General features: G+C 66.9%; 1 protein-coding gene and 1 pseudogene. Both read right to left on the bottom strand.

What is annotated here, in order from left to right; genetic code table 11:
- Positions 1-192: pseudogene (locus tag JK635_RS28925) on the bottom strand (long-chain fatty acid--CoA ligase); the annotation flags it as partial.
- A gap of 30 nt (positions 193-222) precedes the next feature.
- On the bottom strand, positions 223-686 hold a 464-nt coding region (locus tag JK635_RS28920; protein WP_306792970.1), incomplete at its 5' end, for an acyl-CoA dehydrogenase family protein.

The following is a 686-nucleotide window of genomic DNA, read 5'->3' as shown; positions in this document are numbered from 1 at the left end:
CAGGAAGCCGGCGATGCGCTCGGCCTCCTCCTTGAACTGCAGGAAGGTCACCGGCGTGTCGTAGTACACCAGGAAGGGCTTGTCCGGGTAACGCGCCGCCGACACTTCGGCGTTGAAGAACAGGTTGGTCCGCGGCAGCGTCAGGTGCCGCGGCTGATTCTTGGGCCAGAAGGCCAGGTGACGGTCCGACATGAATACGGCTTCCTCTAAAACTTGCTGCGATCAGCGTTCTTTGTAGCGCGCCAGTTCCAGCTTGGCGATGGCGTTGCGATGCACCTCGTCCGGGCCGTCGGCCAGGCGCAGGGTACGCGAGCTGGCATAGGCGCGGGCCAGGCCGAAGTCCTCGCTGACGCCGCCGCCGCCGTGGGCCTGGATGGCCCAGTCGATCACCTGGCAGGCCATGTTGGGCGCGGCCACCTTGATCATCGCGATTTCCTTGGCGGCGGCCTTGTTGCCCACGGTGTCCATCATGTAGGCGGCGTTGAGCACCAGGAAGCGGGCCTGGTCGATCAGGATGCGCGAGTTGGCGATGCGCTCGCGGGTCACGCCCTGGTCCGCAACCGGACGGCCGAAGGCTACCCGCTTCAGCGAGCGGCGGCACATCTTCTCCAGCGCGCGCTCGGCGCGGCCGATCAGGCGCATGCAATGGTGAATGCGGCCCGGCCCAAGGCGGCCCTGGGCGATCT

Source organism: Neobacillus paridis, assembly GCF_016765675.1.
Classification (GTDB): domain Bacteria; phylum Bacillota; class Bacilli; order Bacillales; family Cytobacillaceae; genus Neobacillus; species Neobacillus paridis.
The sequence above is the reverse complement of the archived record's forward strand: the minus strand, read 5'-3'. Positions and strand labels throughout refer to the sequence as shown.